The sequence below is a fragment of the Lentzea alba genome, assembly GCF_011067745.1.
Classification (GTDB): domain Bacteria; phylum Actinomycetota; class Actinomycetes; order Mycobacteriales; family Pseudonocardiaceae; genus Lentzea; species Lentzea alba.
This window is the reverse complement of the sequence record NZ_JAAMPJ010000001.1, coordinates 125,291-148,163: the sequence shown is the minus strand read 5'-3', so window position 1 is coordinate 148,163 and position 22,873 is coordinate 125,291. Positions and strand designations below refer to the sequence as shown.

22 protein-coding genes and 1 riboswitch are annotated in these 22,873 nt (G+C 68.5%); of the genes, 13 read left to right on the top strand and 9 right to left on the bottom strand.

Annotation, left to right across the window (positions count from 1 at the left end):
* Positions 1–9: 9 nt before the first annotated feature.
* Positions 10–951, bottom strand: a complete 942-nt coding sequence (locus G7043_RS00675; protein WP_166042798.1) for a M28 family metallopeptidase — start codon at positions 949–951, stop codon at positions 10–12.
* Between the two features lie 140 nt (positions 952–1,091).
* On the opposite strand from G7043_RS00675, the gene G7043_RS00670 reads away from it, so the two are divergent.
* The 5 genes from G7043_RS00670 (at position 1,092) to G7043_RS00650 (ending at position 6,599) form a co-directional block, all read left to right on the top strand.
* The gene (locus tag G7043_RS00670) at positions 1,092–2,570 is read left to right on the top strand and encodes a potassium/proton antiporter (RefSeq protein ID WP_166042797.1); all 1,479 of its coding nucleotides are present in this window, start codon (positions 1,092–1,094) and stop codon (positions 2,568–2,570) included.
* A 74-nt stretch (positions 2,571–2,644) separates the two neighbouring features.
* Positions 2,645–2,759, top strand: a riboswitch (SAM riboswitch).
* 34 nt (positions 2,760–2,793) lie between these two features.
* Positions 2,794–4,125, top strand: coding sequence for an aminotransferase class V-fold PLP-dependent enzyme (locus G7043_RS00665; RefSeq protein WP_166042796.1), 1,332 nt, complete (start codon positions 2,794–2,796; stop codon positions 4,123–4,125).
* Positions 4,126–4,148: 23 nt separating this feature from the next.
* On the top strand, positions 4,149–4,937 hold the full coding sequence (lspA, locus tag G7043_RS00660) for a signal peptidase II (RefSeq protein WP_313887644.1): 789 nt from the start codon (positions 4,149–4,151) through the stop codon (positions 4,935–4,937).
* A 101-nt stretch (positions 4,938–5,038) separates the two neighbouring features.
* Positions 5,039–5,923: an RluA family pseudouridine synthase gene (locus tag G7043_RS00655; RefSeq protein ID WP_166044859.1), complete on the top strand. Its 885-nt coding sequence runs from the start codon at positions 5,039–5,041 to the stop codon at positions 5,921–5,923.
* A 73-nt stretch (positions 5,924–5,996) separates the two neighbouring features.
* The gene (locus G7043_RS00650) at positions 5,997–6,599 is read left to right on the top strand and encodes an NAD(P)-dependent oxidoreductase (RefSeq protein WP_166042794.1); all 603 of its coding nucleotides are present in this window, start codon (positions 5,997–5,999) and stop codon (positions 6,597–6,599) included.
* Here the strand turns inward: G7043_RS00650 and G7043_RS00645 are convergent.
* Positions 6,585–7,487 (bottom strand): LysR family transcriptional regulator, encoded by a 903-nt coding sequence (locus tag G7043_RS00645; RefSeq protein ID WP_166042793.1) that lies wholly within the window; start codon positions 7,485–7,487, stop codon positions 6,585–6,587. The two genes, G7043_RS00650 and G7043_RS00645, sit on opposite strands and share 15 nt — an antisense overlap.
* A 23-nt stretch (positions 7,488–7,510) precedes the next feature.
* On the opposite strand from G7043_RS00645, the gene G7043_RS00640 reads away from it, so the two are divergent.
* Entirely contained in the window at positions 7,511–8,299 is a 789-nt protein-coding gene (locus tag G7043_RS00640; protein ID WP_313887643.1) for an inositol monophosphatase family protein, read from the top strand.
* Here G7043_RS00640 and G7043_RS00635 read toward each other — a convergent pair.
* Positions 8,268–9,125, bottom strand: coding sequence for an AsnC family protein (locus G7043_RS00635; RefSeq protein WP_166042791.1), 858 nt, complete (start codon positions 9,123–9,125; stop codon positions 8,268–8,270). The genes G7043_RS00640 and G7043_RS00635 overlap by 32 nt on opposite strands.
* Positions 9,126–9,340: 215 nt before the next feature.
* Between G7043_RS00635 and dnaE the strand changes: the two genes are divergently transcribed.
* The 3 genes from dnaE to G7043_RS00620 all read left to right on the top strand — a co-directional run bounded on the left by dnaE (position 9,341) and on the right by G7043_RS00620 (position 15,450).
* Complete coding sequence (gene dnaE / locus G7043_RS00630; protein ID WP_166044858.1) at positions 9,341–12,853, top strand: DNA polymerase III subunit alpha; 3,513 nt, start codon at positions 9,341–9,343, stop codon at positions 12,851–12,853.
* 63 nt (positions 12,854–12,916) lie between these two features.
* Entirely contained in the window at positions 12,917–14,122 is a 1,206-nt protein-coding gene (locus G7043_RS00625) for a cytochrome P450 family protein (protein ID WP_166042790.1), read from the top strand.
* Between the two features lie 125 nt (positions 14,123–14,247).
* Positions 14,248–15,450: an adenosylmethionine--8-amino-7-oxononanoate transaminase gene (locus tag G7043_RS00620; protein WP_242641866.1), complete on the top strand. Its 1,203-nt coding sequence runs from the start codon at positions 14,248–14,250 to the stop codon at positions 15,448–15,450.
* On the opposite strand, the gene G7043_RS00615 is transcribed toward G7043_RS00620, so the two are convergent.
* Positions 15,423–15,665 (bottom strand): glutaredoxin family protein, encoded by a 243-nt coding sequence (locus tag G7043_RS00615; RefSeq protein WP_166042788.1) that lies wholly within the window; start codon positions 15,663–15,665, stop codon positions 15,423–15,425. The two genes, G7043_RS00620 and G7043_RS00615, sit on opposite strands and share 28 nt — an antisense overlap.
* Positions 15,666–15,810: 145 nt before the next feature.
* Here G7043_RS00615 and bioD point away from each other — a divergent pair, with 145 nt between their 5' ends.
* The 4 genes from bioD (at position 15,811) to G7043_RS00595 (ending at position 18,418) form a co-directional block, all read left to right on the top strand.
* Complete coding sequence (gene bioD, locus G7043_RS00610; RefSeq protein WP_166042787.1) at positions 15,811–16,530, top strand: dethiobiotin synthase; 720 nt, start codon at positions 15,811–15,813, stop codon at positions 16,528–16,530.
* Positions 16,531–16,600: 70 nt separating this feature from the next.
* Positions 16,601–17,617 (top strand): biotin synthase BioB, encoded by a 1,017-nt coding sequence (gene bioB / locus G7043_RS00605; RefSeq protein ID WP_166042786.1) that lies wholly within the window; start codon positions 16,601–16,603, stop codon positions 17,615–17,617.
* A gap of 8 nt (positions 17,618–17,625) precedes the next feature.
* Positions 17,626–17,814 (top strand): biotin synthase auxiliary protein BsaP, encoded by a 189-nt coding sequence (gene bsaP / locus G7043_RS00600; protein ID WP_166044857.1) that lies wholly within the window; start codon positions 17,626–17,628, stop codon positions 17,812–17,814.
* A 13-nt stretch (positions 17,815–17,827) separates the two neighbouring features.
* Positions 17,828–18,418: a DUF2567 domain-containing protein gene (locus tag G7043_RS00595; protein ID WP_166042785.1), complete on the top strand. Its 591-nt coding sequence runs from the start codon at positions 17,828–17,830 to the stop codon at positions 18,416–18,418.
* 56 nt (positions 18,419–18,474) lie between these two features.
* Here the strand turns inward: G7043_RS00595 and G7043_RS00590 are convergent, their stop codons facing one another.
* The 5 genes from G7043_RS00590 to G7043_RS00570 all read right to left on the bottom strand — a co-directional run bounded on the left by G7043_RS00590 (position 18,475) and on the right by G7043_RS00570 (position 22,811).
* Positions 18,475–19,197: a putative hydro-lyase gene (locus G7043_RS00590; protein ID WP_166042784.1), complete on the bottom strand. Its 723-nt coding sequence runs from the start codon at positions 19,195–19,197 to the stop codon at positions 18,475–18,477.
* Positions 19,194–20,438, bottom strand: a complete 1,245-nt coding sequence (locus tag G7043_RS00585; protein WP_166042783.1) for an MFS transporter — start codon at positions 20,436–20,438, stop codon at positions 19,194–19,196. Before G7043_RS00585 ends, G7043_RS00590 begins: the two co-directional genes overlap by 4 nt.
* 132 nt (positions 20,439–20,570) lie before the next feature.
* Positions 20,571–21,164, bottom strand: coding sequence for a TetR/AcrR family transcriptional regulator (locus tag G7043_RS00580; protein WP_166042782.1), 594 nt, complete (start codon positions 21,162–21,164; stop codon positions 20,571–20,573).
* Positions 21,165–21,452: 288 nt separating this feature from the next.
* Positions 21,453–22,133, bottom strand: coding sequence for an LON peptidase substrate-binding domain-containing protein (locus tag G7043_RS00575; RefSeq protein WP_166042781.1), 681 nt, complete (start codon positions 22,131–22,133; stop codon positions 21,453–21,455).
* A gap of 9 nt (positions 22,134–22,142) precedes the next feature.
* On the bottom strand, positions 22,143–22,811 hold the full coding sequence (locus G7043_RS00570; protein ID WP_166044856.1) for an NUDIX hydrolase: 669 nt from the start codon (positions 22,809–22,811) through the stop codon (positions 22,143–22,145).
* Positions 22,812–22,873: the final 62 nt, after the last annotated feature.

The following is a 22,873-nucleotide window of genomic DNA, read 5'->3' as shown; positions in this document are numbered from 1 at the left end:
GGCAGCTGATCAGGCCGCGGTCGCCCACAACGTCCAGGCGATCACGTCCGCGTTGCGGTCGAGTGCCGTGTCGTTGATGTTCGACATGGTGTCGCAGGAGCGGTGGTAGCAGCGGTCGAAGGCCTGGCCGGCCGTGCCGCCCCACTTCTGGGCCTGGGCCGTGGTCTTGATCTTCTCGGCGCCGGTGAACGTGCCACCGGTCGCGATGCCCGCCGCCGTGAACGCCGCGTGGTCGGAGCGGCCGTTGACCAAGGTCAGCTCGGTCGGGACGCCGAACGACGCGAAGCCCGCCTCCAGGCGCTTCTGCAGGTCCACCGAACCGGGAATCACCGGCTTGTGCTCGGTGCCGTCGTAGACGAAGTAGCCGGGGTTCGGCGAGCCCGTCATGTCGAAGTTCAGGTACGCCTTGATCCTCGACTTCTCCGTGGAGGACAGCGAGTTCACGTACGCCCGTGAGCCGCGCAGGCCGAGTTCCTCCGCGCCCCACCAGCCGAACCGCACGTGCTTGGTCGGCTTGAAATTGGTGGCCTTCATCTGGAGGGCGACCTCCAGGATCGACGCGGAGCCCGTGCCGTTGTCGTTGATGCCGGGGCCCGAGGTGACGCTGTCGAGGTGGCCGCCCAGCATGACGACGTTGTTCGCGTCGCCGCCGGGGTAGTCGGCGATCAGGTTGTAGCCGGTGGCGCCGCCGTAGGTGAACGACTGCACGCGCGTGGTGAAGCCGGCCGCGTCGAGCTTGCTCTTCACCCAGTTCACCGAGGCCAGGTACCCCGGACGTCCGTGGGCGCGGTTGCCGCCGTTCGCGCTCGCGATCGACTGCAACTGCGTGAGGTGGGCTTTCACGTTGGCGCCGTTGATGTTCGGTGCCGCCATGACCGCCGGTGCGGCCGCTTGCGCCGTGGTTGCTCCGGCCACCATCAAGGCGGCCGCCAGCGCGATCAGGATCCTCATGGTTCAACTCCTTGCAGGGTTAGGGATTGAGCCACTGATCAACATGCTCTGATGCGCATGAGCTGGATAGGGGCGAACGGCTGGAGTTGTTAACGCGTCTGATTCGTCCAACACGGTGGTGATCAACCAGAATGGTCCAGGTGGGTGACGTCACGGTCGTTCTGGGCATCGGCGCGGCCGTACTGCTGATCTCGGTGATCGCGGTGCGGGTGTCGACTCGACTCGGGCTGCCCTCGTTGTTGCTGTACCTCGGCATCGGCGTGGTTCTCGGCGAGTCCGTGTTCGGCATCAAGTTCGACGACGCGGACCTGACGCAGTCCCTCGGCATCGCGGCGCTCGTGCTGATCCTGACCGAGGGCGGGCTCACGACCCGTTGGCAGGCGGTGAAGTCCTCGCTGCGGCTGGGCATCGCACTGTCCACAGTGGCCGTGGTGGTGAGCGTCGCGGTGACCGGAACCGCGTTGCACTACCTGCTCGACCTCGACTGGCGGATGGCGTTGCTGTGGGGCGCGGTGCTGTCGTCCACCGACGCGGCGGCCGTTTTCAGCGTGCTGCGGTCATTAGGCGTCGGGGCGCGGCTGACCGGTGCTCTCGAACTGGAGTCCGGCCTCAACGACGCGCCGGTCTACCTCGCCGTGGTGCTGCTGGCGTCCTCCGACCGGATCTCGTGGACCGCGCCACTGCTGGTGATCTACGAACTGGCGGCGGGTGCGCTCATCGGCGTCGCGCTGGGCTTCCTCGGCGGGGCCGGGCTGAGACGCGCGGCACTGCCCGCCACCGGTCTGTACCCGCTCGCCACCGTGGCGGTGTGCGTGATGGCCTACACGGCCGGCGACCTCGTGCACGCGTCCGGGTTCCTCGCCACCTACGTGGCCGCGCTCGTGCTCGGCAACGCCCGGCTGCCGCACCGCGCCGACACTCTGTCGTTCGCGGAAGGCCTCGGCTGGCTCGCGCAGATCGGGCTGTTCGTCTTGCTCGGCCTCTACTCCTCGCCGTCGCGGTTGCTCGACGTGCTGTTCCCCGCGCTGATCGCGGGCGTGGTGCTGACGTTCGTCGCACGGCCGTTGTCCGTCGTGCTCGCCTCGCTGCCGTTCAAGGTGCCGTGGCGGGAACAGGCGTTCCTCTCGTGGTCGGGCCTGCGCGGTGCGGTGCCGATCGTGTTCGCGCTGATCCCGTTGATCCAGGGTGTCGAGGGTGCTCGCGAGCTGGTCGACGCGGTGTTCGTGCTGGTCGTCGTGCTCACCGTGGTGCAGGGCACGACGTTGCCGTTCCTCGCGCGGCGCCTCGGGCTGGTGCGCACGGGGGAGGCGCAGGAGGTCCAGGTCGACGCCTCGCCGTTGGACGAGCTGAGTGCCGAACTGCTGCAGGTGCACATCCAGCGCGGGTCGAAGCTGCACGGCGTCTACATGTCCGAACTGAGGCTGCCGAGCGGCGCCACGGTCAGCCTCGTGGTGCGCGGCGGGAAGAGTTTCACGCCACAACCGACGACCCGGCTCAACACCGACGACCAGTTGCTCATCGTCACCACCGAGGAAGCCCGTGACGCGGCTGAGCGGCGCATACGCGCGGTCGATCGGGCGGGTCGCTACGCACGGTGGAAGGGCGAGACCGGCGATTAGTTCGGTCTCCGAGGCTTCCCAGCATGTGATCCACGCTCGACGGACGCCGCGAGCCTCCGCTAACGTCGTCGGCAGGTCATGAGAGCCAGCGTCAAGCCCAAGCTTGCTGGCCGGCAACCCTCCAACCGCGGTGGGGTGCCCTTGGTGAGGACCTGGTCCGGCGCGTTGGGCGCCGGTCAAGCGCGGGCCTTCGCACGGGGCCCCTGGCCTCGGAGGCAGCTCGATGACGCTCGCGATCACCAAGACCACCAGCACTGCGGTTCCGGCTGTCGTAGGCGCTGATCTGCGGGTTCCTCTGGTCACCGGAGAGCGCGTCACCTACGCCAACCTCGATCACGCGGCTTCGGCGCCCTGTCTGCAGGAGGTGCGCGACGCCGTCGACGAGCTGCTGCCCTGGTACGCCAGCGTGCACCGCGGTGCCGGGTTCGCCTCGCAGGTCTCGACCCGCGTCTACGAGCAAGCCCGCGACCGCATCCGCAAGTTCGTCGGGGCACACGCCTCCGACGCCGTCGTCTTCACCCGCAACACCACGGATTCGCTGAACCTGTTGGCGCGCAGCGTTCCCAAGAACACCGCTGTGGTGCTGTTCGACAGCGAGCACCACGCGGCGCTGCTGCCGTGGCGTGGTCCGAACGTTCAGCGTGTTCCCGCTCCGTCTTCGTCCGGTGCTGCTCTTGTCGCATTGGACCGGGCGTTGGCCGCCGCCCCGGTGGGCCCTCGACTCGTGATCGTCACCGGGGCGTCCAACGTCACGGGTGAGCTGTGGCCGGTCGCGGAGCTCGCGAAGGTCGCCCGCCGGCACGGTGCGCGGATCGCGCTCGACGCCGCGCAGCTCGCGCCGCACCGCCCGATCAACGTCCGCGAGCTGGGCGTCGACTACATCGCGTTCTCCGGCCACAAGATCTACGCGCCGTTCGGTGCCGGTGTCCTGGTGGGCCGCGCGGACTGGCTGCAGCAGGCCCAGCCCTACCTGGTCGGCGGTGGCGCGACCTCCAAGGTCACCGACCACGGCGACCGGCTCGGCGTGGCCTGGTCCGCGGTGCCCGAACGGCACGAGGCCGGCAGCCCGAACGTCGTCGGCGTGCACGCGCTCGCCGCCGCCTGCGAGATCCTGTCGCGGCACTGGGAGCAGACGGTCGCGCACGAGCAGGAGCTGCTCACGCGCTTGCGGGACGGCCTGTGCACGATCCCCGGCTTCCGCGAGCTGTCGATCCTCACCGACGCCGACAAGGTGGGCGTCGTGAGCTTCACGATCTCCGGCTTCGACGCGGGCTTCCTCGCGGCCGCGCTGTCCGCCGAGTACGGCATCGGCGTTCGTGACGGAGCGTTCTGCGCACACGTCATCGTGGGCCGCCTGGTCAAGCAGCTCGGTTCGCACGAGGAACGCGCCGTGCGCGCGTCGATCGGCCTCGGCACCACGGCTGAACACGTCGATCGTCTGGTGGCCGCGCTGCGCACTCTCGTCACCGAGGGTCCGAAGTGCGCGTACACGCAGCGTGACGGCCGCTGGGTGCCGGAGGACGACAACCGAACCCTGCCGCCGTTCCTCGCGTAGTCCCTGGTGTGGACAATGACCTGGTGAGTGACGAGTCGAAGGCCGCCGACCCTGCAGCCGCGGAGGTCGCCGAGTCCTCGGTCGAGGGCCAGGTCAGAGAGCCGGAGACAACCGAGCAACCGAAGGCGGTCGCGCCCGAGGACGAAGCCGGGGAGAAGCCCGCCGAGCGGGTCGTCTCCGAGGAGGACGTCGTCGAGCCGGAGTTCTCGGTCACCGGGTCGCTGCCGGAACCGAGGACGAAGACCCTCGCGATCCTGGCGGCCGGGGTGCTCGCGTTCGACGTGCTCACCAAGGTCCTGTCCGTGGCGTTTCTCGAGGACTCCGAGCCGATCAAGATCTTCGGCGGCGCGCTGTACCTGACGTTCGTCCGCAACCCCGGCGCCGCGTTCGGCCTGGCCGAGGGCATGACGTGGATCCTCGCGCTGATCGCGATGGGCGTCGCCGGGTTCATCTTCTGGATCTCGCGCAACCTCCGCTCCCAGGGCTGGGCCGTCGGCCTGGGCCTGGTGCTCGGAGGTGCCGTCGGCAACCTCGCCGACCGCCTCTTCCGCGAGCCGGGCCCGATGCGTGGCCACGTGGTGGACTTCCTGTCGCTGTTCGACCCGTACGGCCGGGTGTGGCCGGTGTTCAACGTCGCCGACATGGCGATCGTCTGCGGTGGCGCGACGATCATCGTGCTGGCGCTCATGCAGCACGACTACGACGGCACGGTGCACAAGGACGCTCCCGCTCCCGTGACGCCGGCCGAGCCGCAGGAGTCCGGCCTGAAGGAATCCGGGCTGAAGGAATCCGGGCTGAAGGAGTCGAAGTAGCCGTTCTTGGTAGATTCAGCAGGTTCTGCCAGGAGAAGAAGGTCGAGGCCCCCCGCGTGAGCGGTTACCGAACGCTGCCGATTCCCGACGGTTTGGACGGCATGCGCGTCGACGCCGGCCTCGCGAAGTTGCTCGGCCTGTCCCGCACCGCGGTCGCGGCCATCGCCGACGCCGACGACGTGCTGATCGACGGCCGGATCGTCGGCAAGTCCGACCGGCTCACGGCCGGGGCGATGCTGGAGATCACGCTGCCCGCGCCGCCGCAACCCGTGACCGTGCAGGCCATCCCGGTCGAAGGGTTGATCATCCTGCACGAGGACGACGACATCATCGTCGTCGACAAGCCGGTGGGCGTCGCTGTGCACCCGTCGCCGGGCTGGACCGGTCCGACCGTGGTGGGAGGGCTCGCCGGCGCCGGCCACCGGGTCGCCACCTCGGGTGCGGCCGAACGCCAGGGCGTCGTGCACCGCCTGGACGTCGGCACGACCGGCGTGATGGTGGTGGCGAAGTCCGAGTCCGCATACTCGGCGTTGAAGCACGCCTTCAAGGAACGGACCGTCGACAAGGTCTACCACGCGATCGTCCAGGGGCACCCGGACCCGATCAAGGGCACCATCGACGCGCCGATCGACCGGCATCCCAAGCACGACTACAAGTTCGCCGTGATGAACTCCGGCAAGCCCTCCATCACGCACTACGAGGTTATGGAGGCGTTCCGCGCCGCCTCGTTGGTCGAGGTGCACCTCGAAACCGGGCGTACGCACCAGATTCGCGTGCACTTCTCCGCGCTGCACCACCCGTGCGTCGGCGACCTGACGTACGGCGCCGACCCGACGCTGTCCAAGCGGCTCGGGGTGTCCCGGCAGTGGCTGCACGCGCGGCAGCTCGGGTTCCACCACCCGGCGGACGGGCAGTGGGTCACGTTCACGTCGGAGTACCCGGACGACCTGGCGTCGGCGTTGGAGAAGCTGCGCGACGAGGGCTGATTGCGTCTGGGTAAATCATCGGTTGACGAGCTTTCATTTGATGTTAATCGGTGGCGTACCTAGCGTTGTCGGCATGAACCTCACTGTTCTCGCCGCCTCCGGACGGACCGGTCACGCCCTCACCCGTCAGGCACTGGAGCGCGGCCACACCGTCACCGCGATCGCCCGCGATCCGCAGAGCATCGGCCTCGACCACCCGAACCTGCGCAAGGTCGCCGGCGACGTGAGCGACCCGGCGAGCATCGCCGCGGCAGTCGACGCGGACTCCGTCGTGTTGTCCGGTCTCGGCACGGACGTCGCCGGGGTGCTGTCCGACGGCGCCAAGGCGGTCGTCGCCGCCGGTCCGCGGCGGATCATCTGGCTGGGTGCGTACGGCACGGGTGCGTCCGCCGACGCGGCGGGCGAGGGTGCCGGGGTGCTCTGGAAGTTCATGGGCGACCGGATCCCGGACAAGATCGTGGCCGACAACGCCGTGCTCGCCGCCGGTGGGACGGTCTTCCACGCCGGGGTGCTCAGCGACGAACCCGCGAGCCCGGGCCGGCGCACGGTCGGGCTGGACGACGCGCCGCCGTTCGACCTCGGTGCGAAGGTCAGCCGCGACACCGTTGCCGCCGCGATGCTCGACGAGGCCGAGGAACCGCGCTTTCCCGGAGCCGTCGCCCTACCCCTCGCCTAGCACCTCGGCGAGGGTCGCCCGCACCTGGTCGCGCAGCCACGCGTGGGCCAGGTCGGAGTCGTAGCGCTGGTGCCAGTTGCAGTTGATCGACGCCTCCGGGGACTCGGCCGGCAGCGGACGGGTGACCAACCCGAACGCCTCGATCAACGGGCGGCAGAGCACCGCCGTGGTGGTGACCAGGGCGTCGCTCGCGGCCACGATCTGCAGGGCCGAGTGGACGGTCGCCACGGTCGCGATCACCCTGCGGTGCAGTCCAGCCGACGCCAGCACGTCGTCGATCGGGGCGGTGAGCCGGCCGCGCCGGGAGACCACCACGTGCGGGTGGGCCGCGTAGGCGGGCAGGTCGAAGGCCTCGGCGCACGGGTGACCGGCGCGCAGGACCACGGCCAGCGGGTCGGTGCCGAGGGATTCGGAGCGGAACTCGGGCAGGTCCGGTGTGCCGCCGCCGAGTTCCAGGTCCACCCGGCCGTGCCGCAGGTCGTCGGTGTCGGTGGAGTGCTCGGCGAGCACCCGCAGCCGCACGCCGGGTGCCTGCGCCGTGATCCTGCCGATCAGCGACGGCACCACCGACGAGGCGAGGGCGTCGTGGCACTGGACCGTGAAGGTGCGGTCCAGCCGGTCCAGATCCAGTTCACGGCTCGGCGACAGCACGGCGTTGGCCTGCCGCACCAGCCGATGCACCTCCTCGGAGATCGAGAGCGCGTAGGGCGTCGGCGTCATCGAGTGGCCGGTGCGCACCAGGATGTCGTCGCCGGTCACCTTCCTGATCCGCCCGAGGGTGCGGCTCACCGCGGGTGACGACAGGTGCAGCCGCTCGGCCGCACCCATCACGCTGCCCTCTTCGAGCAGGGCGTCCAGCACGGTCAGCAGATTCAGATCCGCTTGCATGACAGTCAATCTTGGAGGAAGCCGTGATCGCAGCCACCACCGCCGCCGTTCGCCGTGCCGGAGCGCGGATGTCGTCGCGCTACTCGACACAGTCGCGGACGTCCGGCCTCGATGAGCTCGTCGCGGCCGTCCGCGCCAACGACGCCGCCGTCGTGGACCTGCTGAAGCCCGCACTGGCCGAGATCCGCCCGAGTGCGCGGTGGCTCGACGACGAGCACGGCTCGGGTCCGCTGGAACCGGGCGAGTGGTGGCTCGTCGACCCGGTCGGCGGCAACATGAACGCGGTCCACGGCATGCCCGACTGGAACATCGGCGTGAGCCTGGTCCGCGACGGCCGCCCGGTGCTGGCCGTCGTGTACTTCCCGCTGTTCGACGAGATGTTCACGGCCACCGAGGGCGGCGGCGCGTTCCTGAACGGCGTCCGCCTCCAAGTCTCGGACAAGACCTCACTGGACGGCGCGCTGGCGGGCACCGGTCAGGCCCAGCCGGGGCAGGGGCCGGAGATGGCGGACCGGGTGGGGGCGTCCTACAGCGCGATGGCGAAGGAAGCTCTCTACGTCCGGATCTCCGTGCCGGTGACCCATCAACTCGCCCAGGTCGCCGCGGGACGGATGGACCTGCACTGGCAGCACGACAACGTGCGCGCGCACGCGTCCGGTGTGCTGCTCGTTCAGGAAGCGGGCGGTGTCGTCACCGATCTCGACGGCAAGCCGTGGGAGCTGACCACCAGCGAGTACCTCGCCGCCGCACCGGGCGTGCACGCCGCGGCGCTGGACGTGCTCAGTCCTCTACGGTCCACACCAGCGTGTTGAGGTCCACCTCGGGACGCACGCTCCAGCGGACCTGGATGACCTCGGTCGTCTCCGGCAGCACGAACACGGTGTGGCCGCCGGCCGTTTCGCCCTGCTGCACACCGAGTTTGTGCGCCGGGCGTGAGGACAACGACACCGGTGCCTTCGTGACGGTCTCGCCGGTCTTGGTGACCAGGACCAGGTACATGTCCGGCAGTGAGGTGTACGGCACCTGCGAGGCGTTCGTCACCTCGGTGTGCACGACCACGGCGCGTTCGCCCTCGGCGAGCTTGTAACCCGCCGCGGTGAACAGGAAGTCCGCCGGGTCGACGACCTCGACCAGCTGGATGGACAGGTGGGCGCCCTCGAGGCTGTCGGCTTCCAGCGTCGAGCCGATCTTGCCGGTGCGGGAGATCGGCCTGGGCTGCGGCTGGTCCGCGCGCACCCACCCGGCCGACTGTGGCGGACCCCACGTGGCCTGCGGCTGAGCCTGTTGCTGGGCCTGCGGCTGTGGTTGGGCCGGGAACGGCTGGCTGATCGGGGCCTGCGGTCCGTACGGCTGCTGCACCTGGTGGGGACCGCTCTGGTGCACGGCGTACGAACCGGATGGCGGCGGACCCAGGTAGTTGCCGTAGGCGGCAGCGTTCGCGAGAGCGCGCCGCAGGCCGTTCGGGTCGCCTTCGACGCCGACGAGCAGGGGCAGGCCGCTGCCCGACAAAGTGATCAGGCGCATCGCGGCTTCGCGGGGGTCCATGCCCAGACGCTGGGCGATCTCGTGCACGGCTGCGCGGCCCGACTCGGCCAGGACGGCGAGCAGGCGAGCGTCTACGGGATCGGGGGCCACCACGAATTGAACGCTACCCGCCGCAGTCGATCTCCGCGTCACCGCCTGGCCGGTTGGAGATCACGGCCGAGAAACCCCCGAGCCTCCGTGAGGTGATCTTCGAGGCGGGATAGGGTTGGCGGATCCGGATTTCGCGTCCTTCCCACGCGTCCGTTCGATCTCCTGGAGGTACCGTGGCGGACTCGTTTGTGCACCTGCACGTGCACACCGAGTACTCGATGCTCGACGGCGCGGCCAAAGTGGCGCCGCTCTTCGAGGAAGCCGAGCGGCTCGGCATGACCGCTGTCGGCATGAGCGACCACGGCAACATGTACGGGTCCGACGAGTTCTACCAAACGGCGTCCAAGACCGGCATCAAGCCGATCATCGGCATCGAGGCGTACCTCGCCCCGCACAACCGCCTGCACAAGAAGCCGGTCTTCTGGGGCGATCCCGGCCAGCGCGGCGACGACATCTCCGGTGCCGGCGCGTACACCCACATGACCATGTGGGCGCGCAACGCGGACGGCCTGCGCAACCTCTTCAGGCTGCACACCGAGGCCAGCAAGACGGGCTACTACTACAAGCCCCGGATGGACCGCGAGCTCGTCGCGCAGCACGCCGACGGCATCATCGCCACCACCGGCTGCCCGTCCGGCGAGGTGCAGACCCGGCTGCGGCTCGGGCAGGTCGAGGAGGCGGTCAAGGCCGCCGCCGACTACCAGGACATCTTCGGCAAGGACAACTTCTTCCTGGAGCTGATGGACCACGGCCTCGACATCGAGCGCCGGGTCCGCGACGGTCTGCTGGAGATCAGCAAGAAGCTCGGCATCCCGCCGCTCGCGACCAACGACAGCCACTACGTCACCAAGGACCAGGCGGACACGCACTCGGCGTTGCTCTGCGTGCAGTCCGGCAAGATGCTCACCGACCCGAACCGGTTCAAGTTCGACGGCGACGGTTACTACCTGAAGTCGTCCGAGGAGATGCGGCAGATCTGGAAGGACCTGCCGGAGGCGTGCGACAACACGCTGCTCGTCGCGTCGATGGTCGAGTCCTACGACGACATCTGGAGCATCAAGGACCGCATCCCGAACTTCGAGGTCCCCGAGGGCGAGACCCAGGCCTCCTGGTTCCGCAAGGAGATCCAGCGCGGGCTCGAGTGGCGGTTCCGCGGGTCCGAGGTGCCGGCCGAGTACATCAAGCGCTGTGACTTCGAGGCCCAGGTCATCATCGACAAGGGCTTCCCGGCGTACTTCCTGATCGTCGCCGACCTGATCAACTACGCCCGCAGCGTCGGCATCCGGGTCGGCCCCGGCCGTGGTTCGGCCGCGGGTGCCGCGGTGTCGTGGGCGATGGGCATCACGAACATCGACCCGATCCCGCACGGTCTGCTGTTCGAGCGGTTCCTCAACCCCGAGCGCACCGCCATGCCCGACATCGACATCGACTTCGACGACCGCCGTCGCGGCGAGATGATCCGCTATGCCAGCGAGAAGTACGGCGCGGACAAGGTCGCCCAGGTGATCACGTTCGGCACCATTAAGACCAAGGCCGCGCTGAAGGACTCGGCGCGTGTCCACCACGGACAGCCGGGCTTCGCGATCGCCGACAAGATCTCGAAGGCGCTGCCGCCGCCGATCATGGCGAAGGACATCCCGCTCAACGGCATCATCAACAAGAGCCACCCGCGCTACGGCGAGGCGGCCGAGGTGCGCTCGCTGCTCGAGACCGACGCGCAGGTGAAGGAGATCTTCGACACCGCGCTCGGTCTGGAGGGCCTGATCCGCAACGCCGGCGTGCACGCCTGCGCGGTGATCATGTCGAAGGACCCGCTGTCGGACTCCATCCCGCTCTGGTACCGCGACGACGGCTCGTTCATCACCGGCTGGGACTACCCGTCTTGCGAGAACATCGGCCTGCTGAAGATGGACTTCCTCGGGCTGCGCAACCTCACGGTGATGGGCGACGCGATCGAGAACATCGAGGCCAACCGCGGCAAGGACGCGGTCCCGGACTTCGACACGCTCCCGATGGACGACCCGGAGACCTATGCGCTGCTCGGCCGCGGTGACACGCTCGGCGTGTTCCAGCTGGACGGTGGGCCGATGCGCGACCTGCTGCGCCGCATGCAGCCGACGTCGTTCGAGGACATCGTCGCGGTCGGCGCGCTGTACCGCCCCGGTCCGATGGGTGTGAACGCGCACAACGACTACGCGGACCGCAAGAACGGCCGTCAGGAAGTCAAGCCGATCCACCCGCAGCTCGAGGAACCGCTCAAGGAGATCCTCGGCGAGACGCACGGTCTGATCGTCTACCAAGAGCAGATCATGTTCATCGCCCAGGAGGTCGCGGGCTACTCGATGGGTCGAGCGGACGTGCTCCGCAAGGCCATGGGCAAGAAGAAGGCCGAGGTCCTCGCGAAGGAGTTCGAGGGCTTCCAGGAGGGCATGCGCAACGACCCGCGCGGCTTCTCCGACGAGGCGATCAAGGCGCTGTGGGACACGATTCTCCCGTTCGCCGGCTACGCGTTCAACAAGTCGCACGCGGCCGCGTACGGCCTGATCTCGTACTGGACGGCCTACCTCAAGGCGAACTTCCGCGCCGAGTACATGGCCGCCCTGTTGACCTCGGTCGGTGACAACAAGGACAAGTCCGCGGTCTACCTCGCCGAGTGCCGCCGCCTGGGCATCAAGGTCCTCCCGCCGGACGTCAACGAGTCGGCGCTGCGCTTCGGTGCGGTCGGCACCGACATCCGCTTCGGTCTGGGCGCGGTCCGCAACGTCGGCGCGAACGTCGTCGAGTCGATCATCAAGACCCGCAAGGAGAAGGGCGCCTACACGTCCTTCACGGACTTCATGGACAAGTCCGAGCTCGTCGCGTGCAACAAGCGCGTGATCGAGTCGCTGATCAAGGCGGGCGCGTTCGACTCGTTCGGCCACACCCGCCTGTCGCTGATCCAGGTGCACGAGGACGCGGTCGACGCCGTCGTCCCGATCAAGCGCAAGGAAGCCGAGGGCCAGTTCGACCTGTTCGGCGCCGACAGCGGCGACGAACCGGACGACAGCACGTCCCCGCTCGCCCACCTCAAGTTCGGCACCGACGAGTACCAGCGCAAGCAGATGCTCAGCCTGGAAAAGGAAATGCTCGGGCTGTACGTGTCGTCGCACCCGCTCGACGGCGCCGAGCGGATCCTGCGGAAGTTCGCGCCCCGGCCGATCGCGGTCGTGCTCGACGATCCGCCCAAGGAAGGCGAGCTGATCGTCTCGGGCATGATCTCGTCGATCGAGCGCCGGGTGAACAAGAACGGCCTGCCGTGGGCGATCACCGTGATCGAGGACCTGGACGCGTCCATCGAGGTGCTGTTCTTCCCGAAGTCGTACGAGCTCCTGCGCGACGACCTGGAGCTCGACTCCGCCGTGTGCGTGAAGGGGCGGGTGAACTGGCGCGAGGACAAGATGGCGATCTTCGGTGACGGTGTCGTCCCGCTCGACATCAGCGACGCGGAGATGAACCCCGACGCCGAACCGCCGCTCGTCCTCGGGTTGCACACCAAGACGCTGACGCCCGAGCTGATCGAGGAACTGAAGGTCACGTTCAAGTCGCACGAGGGCCACGTCGCGGTGCACCTGGAGGTCCAGAAGCGCGACAAGTCGAAGGAGATGCTGGTGGTGGACAACTACCGGGTCCACCCGACGCCGTCGCTCTTCGGTGACCTCAAGACGATCCGCGGCATCACGATCCAGCGGTAGCGAGGCGCGGATTCCTCGCGGAGTTGGTGGCGAGCTGTGAGTTAACGGGGTTAACTGGGTGGGGTGACAACACTCACCCAGTTACCTGCTGACTACGCCCAGAACCCGCACGAGGTGCACGACCTGTTGCGTGCCGAGGGGCCCGTGCGAGAGGTCCACATGCCGCGTGGACTCAAGGTCTGGCTCGTGACGCGGTACGACGAGGCGAAGATCGCGCTCACCGACCCGCGGATCAGCAAGAACGTCCAGGAGGGCGGCCACCTCTTCGAGGTGCACGCGCCGGCCGACGCGGTGCGCCGCGACTTCAACCAGGCGCTGTCGGTCCACATGCTCAACATGGACGCGCCCGGCCACACCCGGCTGCGCAAGCTCGTGACCAAGGCGTTCACCGCACGCCGGATCGAGCTGATGCGGCCGCGCGTCAACGAGATCGCCGCGGAGCTGATCGCGAAGCTGAACGACGGCGACGAGATCGACCTGCTGGAGGAGTTCGCGTTCCCGCTGCCGATCACGGTCATCTGCGAGCTGCTCGGCATCCCGATCGACAACCGCGACGAGTTCCGCGAGTGGTCGAACACGCTGCTGTCGTTCGGCTCGAACGAGGACATCGTGCACGCGTCGGGCGCGATGGCGGCGTTCCTCTTCGGTCACGTCGAGAAGGTCGCGGCGCAGGAGCCGGACGACACGTTCTTCTCCGCTCTGGTGCACGCCGACGACTCCGGTGACCGGCTGAACACCCAGGAACTCGTGTCGATGGCGTTCCTGCTGCTCGTCGCCGGGCACGAGACGACGGTCAACCTCATCGGCAACGCGGTCCTCTCGTTGCTGAACAACCCTGACCAGCTGCAGATCCTCAAGGACCGCCCCGAGCTGATCCCGGCCAGCGGCGAGGAGTTCCTGCGGCTGGAGGGACCGGTCAACATCGCGACCTTCCGCTACACCAAGGAACCCGTCGAGCTCGGCGGCGTCACGGTCCCCGAGAACGAGCTCGTCATGGTGTCGCTGATCGCCGCGAACCGGGACCCGGAGCGCTACGAGAACGCAGACCGGCTCGACGTGACCCGGTCCGCGCAGGGGCACCTGGCGTTCGGGCACGGCATCCACTTCTGCCTGGGCGCGCCGCTGGCCCGTCTTGAGTTCGACGTGGCGTTGACGCAGCTGCTGGCGCGGTTCCCGAACCTGCAGCTGGCCGCGGAACCGGAGACGTTGGTGTGGCGGGACAGCACGCTGATCCGCGGCCTGCACACGCTGCCTGTCCGTCTCGCTTAGTGCCGCGACCGGCAACCTTCGCCGCCGAAGACGGGGCAAAGGCTGCCGGCCGCGGCACTAGTGTTCGGCGGGTGGACGACCTGCTGAAGCTCGACCAGGCGCACGTCTGGCACCCGTACGGCCCGATGCCGGGCACCCAGGAGCCGTTGCTCGTCTCGGAGGCCTCGGGTGTCCGGCTGACGCTGGCGGACGGCCGCGAGCTCGTGGACGGCATGTCGTCCTGGTGGGCGGCGATCCACGGCTACCGGCACCCGGTGCTGGACGCGGCCGTCACGGCGCAGCTCGGCCGGATGAGCCACGTGATGTTCGGCGGGCTCACGCACGAGCCCGCCATCCGGTTGTCCGCGAAGCTCGTGGAGATCACCCCGGAGCCGTTGCAGCACGTCTTCCTGTGCGACTCCGGCTCGGTGTCCGTCGAGGTCGCGGTCAAGATGTGCCTGCAGTACTGGCGCTCGCAGAACCGGCCGGAGAAGCACCGGCTGCTGACGTGGCGCGGCGGTTACCACGGCGACACGTTCAACCCGATGTCCGTGTGCGATCCGGACGGCGGGATGCATTCGCTGTGGCGTGGAATTCTGCCGCAGCAGGTGTTCGCGGACGCGCCGCCGGCCGAGCTGGACACCGCGTACGTCCAGCACCTGGCGGACCTGATCGAGGAACACGCGGGCGAACTGGCGGCGATCATCGTCGAGCCGGTCGTGCAGGGGGCCGGCGGGATGAGGTTCCACGACCCGCGTTATCTGCACGTGTTGCGTGAGCTCGCGTACACACACGACGTGCTGTTGGTGTTCGACGAGATCGCTACCGGTTTCGGGCGTACCGGCGAGCTGTTCGGTGCCGATCACGCGAACGTCAGCCCGGACGTCATGTGCCTCGGCAAGTCGCTGACCGGCGGTTATCTGTCGATGGCCGCCACTATGTGCACGTCCCGGGTGGCGGACGGGATCAGCAAGGGCGAGGTGCCGGTGCTCGCGCACGGGCCGACGTTCATGGGCAACCCGCTGGCGTCGGCGGTGTCGCTGGCCTCGATCGACCTGCTGTTGTCCCAGGACTGGAAGCGTGAGGTCGCGCGGATCGAGAACGGGTTGAAGGAAGGTCTCGCGCCCGCACGCGCGTTGCCCGGTGTCCGGGACGTGCGCGTGCTGGGCGCTATCGGTGTCGTGCAGCTGCATGAGCCCGTGGACATGGCACGAGCCACCAAGGCGGCCGTGGACGCCGGTGTGTGGCTACGGCCGTTCCGCGACCTGATCTACACGATGCCGCCGTTCATCAGCACGGACGACGACGTCGCGGCGATCTGTCAGGCCGTGATCGCGGCGGCGAGCTGAGTGTCGGTCGGCTCGACCAGGAACTCACCGTTCGGGAGCACGACGACGGGGATCTGCCTGCGGCCGGAGATCTCGATCGCCCTGTCCCGCGCCGCGTCGTCGTGTTCGACGTCGACGTAGGTGAACGGCACGTTGTTGCGGGTCAGCCACGACTTCGCGCGGCGGCAGTCACCACACCATTCGGCGCCGTACATCACGATCGGTTGCTCACTCATGTGATGACCCTATGTCAGCGCTCGCCCGGTGACTGGTTGCACGCGGGGACGTTGCGTGCGGTGTGAGTGCACGAAAGCTCCCCGCGTGCGCTTCGCGGGCGACCGGCGCGACCGTGTGGCAGGTCAGGTCCTAAGGTGAGGCCCTGTGAGCGTGCTGGTGATCACCGGAACCGGGACCGAGGTCGGGAAGACCGCCGTCACCGCGGGCATCGCGGCGTTGGCCAGGGCAGAAGGCAGACGGGTCGCGGTGCTGAAGCCCGCGCAGACCGGCCTGCTGCCCGGCGAGCCGGGTGACGTGGCGGAGGTGGCGCGGCTCGCGGGCGACGTGACGACCCGTGAGCTGGCCAGATACCCCGACCCGCTGGCCCCGGACACCGCGGCGAGACGGTCGGGGATGGCCACCGTGCACCCCGCGGACGTCGCCAAAGCCGTGACCGAGCTCGACGAGACCCACGACCTGGTGCTGGTCGAGGGCGCGGGCGGGCTGCTCGTGCGGTTCGACGAGAGCGGATCCACGCTGGCCGACATCGCGTGGGCGGTGAACGCGCCCGTGCTGATCGTGGCCCAGGCCGGGCTCGGCACTCTCAACACCACGGCTTTGACGGCTGAAGCACTGCAGCGGCGCGGCATCGAGTCGCTCGGCGTGGTGGTCGGCAGCTGGCCGTTGCACCCGGACCTCGCCTCCCTGACGAACCTGGCCGATCTGCCCGACGCGGCGGGTGGCCCGTTGCTCGGCGCGCTGTCCCAAGGTGTGACGAAGCTCGGTTCCGTGGACTTCCTGGCGGTCGCCAAGAGATCGTTTTCACCCTGGTTCGGCGGCGAGTTCGACCCGGAGACGTTCGCGGCTCAGTTCGCGGTCCAGTGACCTACATCGCTGCACGATGAAGGATTCAGTGAGGCATAGTGCTCGCCAGGCCACAGGAGGAGGAGAGACCGTGACCGCAGCTCCGGAACAGATCGACGTGCTCGACGAGGCTCGTGAGCAGGTGCTCGAACGAGGAGTCGGACTGTCCGAAGCCCAGGTGCTCAAGGTGCTCGAACTGCCTGAGGACCGGATCCCCGAGCTCCTGGCGCTGGCGCACGAGGTGCGTGAGCGCTGGTGCGGGCCCGAGGTCGAGGTCGAGGGCATCGTCTCGCTGAAGACCGGTGGCTGCCCCGAGGACTGCCACTTCTGCTCGCAGTCCGGCCAGTTCCCGTCGCCCGTGCGGTCGGCGTGGCTGGACATCCCCGGCCTGGTCCGCGCGGCGCGGCAGACCCGCGACACCGGCGCGACCGAGTTCTGCATCGTGGCGGCCGTGCGCGGCCCGGACAAGCGGCTGCTCTCGCAGGTGCGCGACGGCATCAAGGCCATCCGCGAGGACGGCAACGACATCCAGATCGCCTGCTCGCTCGGCATGCTCACGCAGGAGCAGGTCGACGAGCTGGTGGCGATGGGCGTGCACCGTTACAACCACAACCTCGAGACGGCTCGCTCGCACTTCCCGCAGGTCGTGACCACGCACTCCTGGGAGGAGCGCTGGGATACGCTGAAGATGATCCGCGACGCCGGCATGGAGGTCTGCTGCGGCGGCATCATCGGCATGGGGGAGACGCTGGCGCAGCGCGCGGAGTTCGCCGTGCAGCTGGCCGAGCTGGAGCCCGACGAGGTGCCGCTCAACTTCCTCATCCCGAACCCCGGCACGCCGTACGAGAACTACCCGGTCGTGGAGGGCGCCGAGGCGCTGCGCACGGTCGGCGCGTTCCGGCTGGCCCTGCCGCGCACGATCCTGCGGTTCGCCGGCGGTCGTGAGCTGACGTTCGGCGACCTGGGCGCGAAGCAGGGCATGCTCGGCGGCATCAACGCGATCATCGTCGGCAACTACCTGACGAACCTCGGCCGCCCGGCGCAGCAGGACCTCGACATGCTGGAAGAGCTGTCGATGCCCATCAAGGCGCTGAGCCAGACCCTGTGACCGATCTGATGACGTACTGCTCCTTCTGCGGCAAAGAGGAAGCTGGCGGCGACCACGCGTTCTGCCGTCAGCGCCTCTCGCTGATCGACCCGCCGCGGTACTGCTCGGAGTGCGCGCGCCGCATGGTCGTCCAGGTGACCCCGGACGGCTGGGCGGCGCGCTGCAGCCGCCATGGCGAGATCACTTCCGCCCGGTAGTAGCCTTTCGCGAATGGACGAGAAAGCAGCGCCGGTGCGCATCGAACCCGTGCCGGAGCCGCCGTACGTCTACATCTACGTCCGGCCCCGGCCGAAGGTCGTGGTCAAGCGGGATCTGCTGCCGGGCCTGGTGGTGCTGCTGACGACGTTCGCGGCCGGGCTGCCCGCCGCGTACGTGTGGTCGCGGCTCGCCCCGGCTCAGCTCAAGATCGTCTCGCCGCAGGACAACAAGTTCTACCCGATCGGGGTGGAGAGCTACCACCGGCTCGACGCGCTGATGGTGTTCGTGCTGATCGGTCTCGGCGCGGGCACGGTCACCGGCATCGCGACCTGGCTGCTGCGGCAGCGGCGCGGCCCGATCGTGATGCTCGGCATGACGGCGGGCTCGTTCGCGGCGGCGTGGTTCGCGCAGTGGCTGGGCGGATCGCTCGCCGCGGGCGCGTACCCGATGCCGTCGTCGATCAAGCCGAACGACACCCTGCTCGTGGCGCCTTCTTTGGAGACGTGGTGGGGAGTTCTGGCGTGGCCGCTGGCGGCCGCGCTGGCCTACGGCTGCTGTGCGGCCTGGAACGGCCTGGACGACCTGGGCCGCCGCCTCGGCTGAAAACCATGGGGGGCACATTCATGGACCTCAGGTCCATGAATGTGCCCCCCATGGTTCTAGCCGACGCGGTAGGCGAAGTCCGGCATGTCGGTCACGAACATCTGACCCGGCGCGTGCGTGATCGCGAACGGCGGCTTGGACTTCATCAGCACCGCCTGCGGAGTCACGCCGCACGCCCAGAACACCGGTACGTCACCGGGTTCCGGCTCGATGGCGTCGCCGAAGTCGGGTGCGTGGACGTCGTCGATGCCGAGCATCCGCGGATCCCCCGCGCCGACCGGAGCCCCGTGCACCGAGGGCATGAGCGCGGTGACCTTGTGCGCTATGTCCACAAGGGACTCCGGAATCCAGCGCATCGACACGACCATCGGCCCGTGCAGTCGTCCCGCCGGCCGGCACTGGATGTCCGTGACGAACATGGAGACGTTCTTCTGCTGATCGACGTGCCGCAGCGGCACTCCGGCGCTTTCCAGCGCCGTCTCGAACGTGAAGCTGCAGCCGATCAGGAACGTCACCAGGTCGTCGCGCCAGTACTCCGTGGCGTTCTCGGGTTCCGCCTTCAGCTCGCCGTCTTCCCAGATGCGGTACTGCGGCGCGTGGGTGCGCACGTCCGCGTCCTGCTTGAGCGCGCTGACCGTCTCGCCGGCGTCCAGCACGTCGAGCACCGGGCAGGGTTTGGGGTTGCGGTGGGTGAAGAGGAGGAAGTCGTACGCCCAGTCCTTGGGGATGGCGATGAGGTTGGCCTGCGCCTGTCCCGGTGCCTTGCCCGCGGTTGTCATTCGAGCTCCTTGTTGACCGTCTCCGGCAGCCAGATCAACGCGACGACCGCGATCCCGTACGCCGCCGCCCCGAACAGCATGGCACCGCCGATGCCCATCCGGTCGGCCATGAACCCGACGACGCCGGGGAACACCGCGCCGAACGCACGCCCGAGGTTGTAGGTGAAGCCCTGCCCGGTTCCTCGCAGTTGCGTCGGGTAGAGCTCGCTGAGATAGCTGCCGAACCCGCTGAAGATCGCGGACATGCAGAATCCGAGCGGGAAGCCGAGGAACATGACCAACGTGTTGGCACCGTTGGGAATCTGCGTGTAGGCGACGATCAGCAATGCGCTGGCGATCGCGAACAACGTGAAGGTCTTCTTGCGCCCCAGGTAGTCCGTGAGATAGCCGCCGCAGACGTACCCGATCCACGCGCCGCTGATGAGGAACGCGAGGTAGCCGCCGGTGCCGATGATCGTCAGCCCGCGACCGGTCTGCAGGAACAACGGCAGCCACTGCGCGAGCGTGTAGTAACCGCCCTGGACGCCGGTGGCGAGCAGCGCCGCGAACAGGGTGGTCTTGAGGATCGGGCCCTGGAAGATCTTGGGGAACGTGCCGCGTTCCTTGGGCTGTGCCTTGGTTTCCGGGGCGTCGTCGACGTTGCGGCGCACGTAGAAGATGAGGATCGCCGGGAGCGCGCCGGTCCAGAACATGATGCGCCACGACCACGCCGGGTCGGCGAACGACGCGACCAGGGTGTTGATGAGGACGGCGAGACCCCAGCCGACCGCCCACGCGCTCTGGATGAACGCCACCGTGCGGCCGCGGTACTTCGGCTTGCAGTACTCGGCCACGAGGATCGCCCCGGCCGCCCACTCGCCGCCGAAGCCCAGGCCCTGCAGCGCGCGGAAGATCAGCAGGGTCTCGTAGTTGGTCGCGAACCCGCACAGCACGGTGAAGAACGCGTAGGCCGCGACCGTGATGATCAGCGTCTTCGACCGGCCGAACCGGTCGGCCATGATGCCCGCCACCGCGCCGCCGATGGCGCTCATGAGCAGCGTGCTCGTGCCCAGCAGACCGGCCTCGGCCTTGGTGAGGCCGAAGTAGCCGGTGATCGCGACCAGGCTCAGCGGCAGGACCCAGTAGTCGTAGGAGTCCAGTCCATAGCCGCCGAACGCGCCGATGAACGCGCGTTTGCCCTTCTGGCCGAGACTGCGGAACCAGGCGAAACGGCCTGTGTCCTCGGTCGTGGTCGTGCTCATGCGACACCTCGCAGCGTGGTGGAGGAGTGGTCGTGTGTGACGTGGCACTCAGAGTATGGATTGTTCAACAATCCCACAAGGCCACAATTCAACGATCCGACGATCGGTGCGCGAGGCTTGGGCTTGATGGCCTCAGGGAAGAGCGGCGAACGCGGGCCGGAACACGTTGACCGCCGTGCGGATGTCGGCTTCCAGAGCCTCGATCTCCTCCTCGGTCTCGATGATGCCCAGCCGGTCCACCGCTCGCACGAACACGTGCAGCAACGCATCGGTGAGCGTCCGTGCGACCACGGGATCGAACCGCTCGCCGGAGCGCGCGACCCAGACCTCGGCGAGCGCGCTCGACCAGTCGTCGGCGAGTTCCAGCAGGTATCTGCGCAGTCCCGCGTCGGAGGCCACGAGACGGGGCATGTCGCCAGGGTTGCGGATCGCCCGCTGCGCCGAGGCACCGAGGACGGCGGCCGACAGCCAGTTCCCGTAGTTGGCGACCACGCCGGAGTAGCGGTCGAGTTCCAGCAGGGCCGCACGCAGTTCGCCCGCGCGGTCGAACACCAGGCTCTCCTTGGTGGGGAAGTGGTTGTAGACGGTCTGCTCCGACACCTCCGCCGCCTCGGCGACCTCGATCATCGTCACCGCGCGGAACCCGTTGCGCGCGAACAGCTCCGCCGCACTGGCTGCGATCGCCGCCCGAGTCCGCGCCTTCTTGCGTTCTCGCAATCCCGCCACAGTCGCTCCTTGATTGGGGTTACCCTAATCTTAAGGTCACTCAAGTCACATCCCACGACACCACCATCGGCTACCAGAAGTTCGCGGAACCGAGGTCGAGGACGTCAAAAACCGTTGCGGAGGCGAGGTTCGACAACGAGATCGCGGAGGGGAACGTGGCCGGCGCGATGGGGACGATCCTCAAGGGACTGGAGGCCGGGCCGTGGTGGCTGCGTCTGCTGCCACGCCCGTGGAAGGCAGCGCGAACCTGGAGCGGTTCACAGTGCTCAAAGCCGCTCGAGGACTTCCTCAGTTCGGGTTCGGCACGTGCCCGAACTCGGTCAACGGCACCGGAACCGCCTTCAGCGCGCTGAGAATCCCGGTCTCCCGGTGCAGCATCCGCCGCACCAGCCGCAACCGCCGCGCCGGCGACCGTTCCTCCAGCAACCGCTGCCGGTCGTCGACGGGCAGCAGGCAGTCGGCCGCCAGCAGGTACGACAGGGCACCCAGCGAGACGTCGTCCGAAGGCGACGACCAGTCCTCGCGGTGCCAGGCCGCGCCGCAGTACCGCTCGTGGGCCGCGCGCGCCCCGCGTTCGAGGATCGGCACGACCTCCAGGGCGGCCTGGGGCACCGGGGAGTCGTCGATGTAGTCGATGTGCCCCAACAGGTACGGCGCGGTCGTCGTGTCGACGTCCAGCAGCCGGAAGCGGCGCACGCCGCGCGTCACGATGTCGAAGCGGCCCTCGGGCAGCGGGCGGGCGTCCAGCAGGTCGGCGGAGCAGCCGATGTCCTGCAGGGAACCGACGTTGTCGGCGCCCACCTCCCAGCCCTCCTTGATGCACACGACGCCGAACGTGCGGCCGAACAGCGAGCCGGTCATCAGGTCGACGACGAGCTGGCGGTAGCGCGGCTCGAAGATGTGCAACGGCAAAGACGCCCCAGGCAGGAGGACGGTGCCCAAAGGGAACAGCGGAAGCGTCTCGGCCACGCGTCCACGTTACGGGCTGCCACTCCCGCCCGCCGGACGGCCGGATCCCGGGGGCCTCAGCACGGCGAACGGATCGGTCACCTTGATTCCCTTGGCGCTGAACCGGAACAACGCGGCGGGACGGCCGCCGGACGGGCCGGGGGGAGCGGTACCACCGGTCGGTTCCAGCAGCAACCGGCGGGAGAGCACACGTTGCAGGTTCGTGGCGGAGACGCGGTAGCCCAGCGCCGCGGAATAGTGGTCGCGCAGCAGGGAGATCGTGAACTCCGGTGGCGCCAGCGCGAAGCCGAGGTTCGTGTACGACAGCTTCGAGCCCAGCCTGTGCCGCGCTCGATGCACGATCGAGGAATGGTCGAACGCCATCGACGGGAGCTTGTCGACGCAGTGCCACGACGTGTCCGCCGGCACCTCGGGATCGACGTCCGAGGGGACCAGCCCGAGAAACGCCGTCGCGACGACGCGGGGTCCGGGGACGCGGTCGGGGGCGCTGAAAACGGCCAGCTGCTCGACGTGTGACAGTTGTCGCACATCGACTTTTTCCGCCAGCTGACGGCGGATGGAACTCTCCACGTCCTCGTCCACCCGCAGGCCGCCACCCGGCAACGACCAGCGGTGAGCGTGTGGCTCCCGTGCGCGCTCCCACAGCATGACCTGGAGTGACGCACCTCTCACCCGCAGCACAGCTGCCAGAACTTCGTGTCCCACGCCCGCCACTCGGCTGATACTATCGGCCACGTTTT